This is a genomic window from Flavobacterium sp. (genome assembly GCF_043779715.1).
GTDB lineage: Bacteria > Bacteroidota > Bacteroidia > Flavobacteriales > Flavobacteriaceae > Flavobacterium.
Genome location: NZ_JAYWDT010000052.1, coordinates 1 through 4,532 on the forward strand (window position 1 = coordinate 1; position 4,532 = coordinate 4,532).

The following is a 4,532-nucleotide window of genomic DNA, read 5'->3' on the forward strand; positions in this document are numbered from 1 at the left end:
GTTTATAAAAAATTTATACCTTCTTTATAATTTTGAAAGAAATAATTAACTAACTTTATATTCATTCAATTTGGAATAATGAAACGTAAACTACTCATAGTGTTTTTCTTATTTCTTTATCAGATTGGCATCTCACAAACTGGAAGGTTTGTTTATGGCAAAGTTGTAAATAATGAAGCCCCGATAAAAGGAGTTGAAGTGATTAGCTTAAACACCAAAAAAAACACTATTACCGACCGAAATGGTCATTTCTCCATTATAGTAAATCCAAAAGACATTCTTATTTTTGTTTCTAAACATTATGAAACTAAAAGAGTATCTTTAGATTCAAACCATTTTGAAAATTACGACTTCACAATTACATTAACACAGAAAAAAGAGCAATTAGAAGAGGTTGTAATCACTTCAATTGCGACACCTAGATTTGACTCTCAAAAAATTGTTGACGGATCCCATTTTTATAACTTACAATCCTCTCCAAAAAACAGATTAATTTACGACGGCACTATTGAAAACGGCATAGACTTTGTACGAATTTACAAAGACGTTCAAAAAAAACTTGCTAAAGAATAAAAAAACATAAAATCACGACATTGGTCTTTCTCAAAAATTACATGTCCCGTCCTGAAATAGCAATTCACAAAAAAGCCTTAGTTAATCTAAGGCTTTTATTAAATAAACAAAAAACCAGTTAATACTGAGTTTCCCTATTAATTCTAATATTATTTGTATGCTTTTTTCAAAAGAAGTGAAGCTAATGATTTTCCTGTTTTAGCAAATCCTTCACCAATTCTAGATTCATTACTGAAATTGTTTCCATATTGATCTCCAGGTGCATTTTCGCTAGAAATTTCTAACAAAACATTCGATTTGTTTGCTGTTTCTACAAATCTTAAATTTGTCGTAACTTTTGCTGGTGATTTCATTACCATAGCATCCCATCCTGGGAAAATCCATGCAGCTTCAACAATTAATGTATATTTTGCAGATGTTAATCCTTCTTGAAAAGAAATTTCTTTTTTCTTTTTAGCCAATACAATATTTACTAATTCTAAAAATTTTGGTTGCCAAATTGTTTCTTTCGCACCACTCCATTTCTTTTTCCAAATATCACCAACACCTTTAGTTTTATCGTTAAGTTCTTTAGAACGCTCAGCAATATATTCTGCTTCCGTTTTCTTTTCTTTCAACAAAGTCAATTTACTGTAATCAAACTCGATGTTAATCTCTTTTTGACCAGCTAGAAAACCGAAATCTCCTTTTACAACTTCCATTTTTTGAGCCGTCATCATCGACGAAACAAGCAATACTGCTAATACTAATACTTTTTTCATTGTTTTTGTTTTTTTGTTAACCCCACAAATCTACAATAAAAAATCAAAAACTTCAAAATCATTTTTCTTTTAAAAATCACTACTTTGATGCTGACTAACTTTGCGTTATCTTTGTAAGCTAAACACGAAAGTGTTCTAGAAAATTTGACAGATACAGAAGATGAAGCATATTAGAAATTTTTGCATTATTGCACACATTGACCACGGGAAAAGCACCTTGGCAGACCGTTTATTAGGCGCTACGCAAACCGTAACGGCTCGTGAAGAAAAAGCACAATTGCTGGACAACATGGACTTGGAGCGCGAACGTGGTATTACCATAAAAAGTCACGCCATACAAATGGAATACACTTATCAAGGGCAGGAATATATCCTAAATTTGATAGACACTCCTGGTCACGTAGATTTTTCTTATGAAGTTTCCCGTTCTATTGCTGCTTGTGAAGGCGCATTGCTTATTGTAGACGCAGCGCAAAGTATTCAAGCACAAACGATTTCAAATTTATATTTGGCACTCGAAAATGACTTAGAAATTATTCCAGTTTTAAATAAAGTAGATTTACCAAGTGCTAATCCAGAAGAAGTTTCGGACGATATTATAGATTTATTAGGTTGTAAACTAGAAGATATTATTCATGCTTCGGGGAAAACTGGCTTTGGTGTCGAAAATATTTTGGCGGCCATTATCGAGAAAATTCCACCTCCAAAAGGAAATATAGACGAACCATTACAAGCTTTAATTTTCGATTCACATTACAATCCGTTTCGAGGAATTGAAGTTATTTTTCGAGTTAAGCACGGGCAAATAAAAAAAGGGCAAAAAATTAAATTCATGGCCACTGGTAATGAATATTTTGCCGACGAGATTGGCACATTAAAGCTAAACCAAGTTCCTAAAAATGTTATCTCTGCTGGAGATGTTGGTTATTTAATCTCAGGAATAAAAGAAGCCAAAGATGTAAAAGTAGGTGATACACTAACCGATGCAAAAACTCCTACAACCAATATGGTAAAAGGATTTGAGGACGTAAAACCAATGGTTTTTGCAGGAATTTACCCTGTTGACACAGACGAATACGAAGAACTACGCAACTCGATGGAAAAATTGCAACTAAACGATGCCTCGCTTGTTTTTGCTGCCGAAAGTTCTGCGGCATTAGGTTTTGGTTTCCGTTGCGGATTTCTCGGTATGTTACACATGGAAATTATCCAAGAACGTTTAGAACGTGAGTTTAATATGACTGTAATTACTACAGTTCCTAACGTTTCGTACTTGGCTTACACCAAAAAAGAACCTGAAGTAGGCATGATTGTAAACAATCCTACCGATTTGCCAGAACCATCAAAACTAGACCGAGTTGAAGAACCTTATATAAAAGCGACTATCATTACCAAAGCTGATTTCGTAGGTAACGTAATGGGTTTGTGTATCGAAAAACGTGGTGTAATTACCAATCAAACGTATTTAACAACTGAACGTGTCGAATTAAATTTTGATATGCCTTTAGCAGAAATTGTATTCGATTTTTATGACCGATTAAAAACCGTTTCTAAAGGCTATGCCTCTTTTGACTATTCACCTATTGGTATGAGAACTTCAAAATTGGTGAAGCTTGATGTATTGTTAAACGCGACTTCGGTAGATGCTTTATCAGCACTTATTCACGAAAGTAATGCGTATCACATTGGTAAAAAAATGTGTGAAAAATTAAAAGAATTAATTCCACGTCAGCAATTTGACATTCCAATTCAGGCGGCAATTGGTGCTAAAATTATTGCTCGTGAAACTATAAAAGCTTTACGAAAAGACGTTACGGCAAAATGTTATGGTGGAGATATTTCACGTAAACGTAAATTGTTAGAAAAACAGAAAAAAGGAAAAAAGAGAATGCGTTTAGTAGGAAATGTAGAAATTCCACAAGAAGCATTTATGGCTGTTTTGAAACTGAATGATTAGATTTTAGATTTTTAGATAAAAGACGAATAGATAATAGACAAACTCGATTGCGAAAGTGATCGGGTTTTTTGTTAGCATTAACCTTAGAAACTTAGTACCTTTGCGCCTTAGAAACTCAGCAAATGATTGAAGATAAAACCCCACAAAGAACCAGCATAGCACAACTCGGAGAATTTGGATTGATAGACCACTTGACTAATCAATTCGAAATAACACAACCATCGACCTTAAAGGGAATTGGTGACGATGCTGCTATTTTAGATTTTAAAGATAAAAAAGTAGTTGTTTCCACCGATTTATTAATCGAAGGTGTGCATTTCGATTTGGCTTATATGCCACTCAAACATTTGGGTTACAAAGCGGTCGTGGTGAATATTTCTGACATTTGTGCGATGAATGCTAGAGCTACTCAAATTACAGTTTCGATAGCGGTTTCTAATCGTTTTCCGCTAGAAGCTTTAGAAGAATTATTTGCAGGAATAAATCTAGCTGCGCATGAATATAAAGTTGATGTTATTGGTGGCGACACGACCTCATCACAAAAAGGATTAATCATTTCTATCACTGCCATTGGAGAAGCCGATGAAGATGAAATTGTGTACAGAAATGGTGCTAAAGAAACCGATTTATTAGTCGTAACTGGCGATATTGGTGCAGCGTATATGGGATTACAAGTTCTAGAACGTGAAAAACAAGTGTTTAACGTAAACCCAAATTCACAACCAGATTTAGATGCTTATACTTATCTTATCGAACGTCAACTAAAACCTGAAGCTCGTAAAGATGTTCGTACTTTATTACACGCTTTGGAAATAAAACCAACTTCGATGATTGATATTTCTGACGGATTATCATCGGAAATTATGCATTTGTGCAAACAAAGTAAAGTAGGTTGTAATTTGTATGAAGACAAATTGCCTATCGATCCTCAGTTTATTTCTGTTTGTGAAGAATTTAATATCGATTCTACAACAGTAGCCATCAATGGTGGCGAGGATTACGAATTGCTTTTTACCATTGCAATGGAAGATTTCGAAAAAATAAAAGGAAACCCGAATTTTACAATTATTGGTCACATGACACAAGAAAGCGAAGGCATTCATTTAGTAACTCGTGCCAATACAAAAATCGCATTGAAAGCTAGAGGTTGGGATGCTTTGGAAGAATAAAAATTCCTTTTTTTGTCATTTCGACGAAGGAGAAATCTCATCAAGAAATTTAATCATGAGATTTCTCCTTCG

General features: G+C 34.0%; 4 protein-coding genes. 3 read left to right on the forward strand and 1 reads right to left on the reverse strand.

Features of this window, described 5'->3' with window-relative positions; genetic code table 11:
* Window positions 1–78 precede the first annotated feature (78 nt).
* Complete coding sequence (locus tag ACH2BG_RS02525) at window positions 79–573, forward strand: carboxypeptidase-like regulatory domain-containing protein (protein WP_395046162.1); 495 nt, start codon at window positions 79–81, stop codon at window positions 571–573.
* A gap of 149 nt (window positions 574–722) precedes the next feature.
* On the opposite strand, the gene ACH2BG_RS02530 is transcribed toward ACH2BG_RS02525, so the two are convergent.
* Window positions 723–1,334 carry a hypothetical protein gene (locus ACH2BG_RS02530; protein WP_395046163.1) on the reverse strand — a complete coding sequence of 204 codons (612 nt, stop codon included), beginning with the start codon at window positions 1,332–1,334 and terminating at the stop codon, window positions 723–725.
* A 160-nt stretch (window positions 1,335–1,494) separates the two neighbouring features.
* On the opposite strand from ACH2BG_RS02530, the gene lepA reads away from it, so the two are divergent.
* Window positions 1,495–3,291 carry a translation elongation factor 4 gene (gene lepA / locus ACH2BG_RS02535; RefSeq protein WP_395046164.1) on the forward strand — a complete coding sequence of 599 codons (1,797 nt, stop codon included), beginning with the start codon at window positions 1,495–1,497 and terminating at the stop codon, window positions 3,289–3,291.
* A gap of 122 nt (window positions 3,292–3,413) precedes the next feature.
* Entirely contained in the window at window positions 3,414–4,460 is a 1,047-nt protein-coding gene (thiL, locus tag ACH2BG_RS02540) for a thiamine-phosphate kinase (protein ID WP_395046165.1), read from the forward strand.
* The last annotated feature ends 72 nt before the right edge of the window (window positions 4,461–4,532 follow it).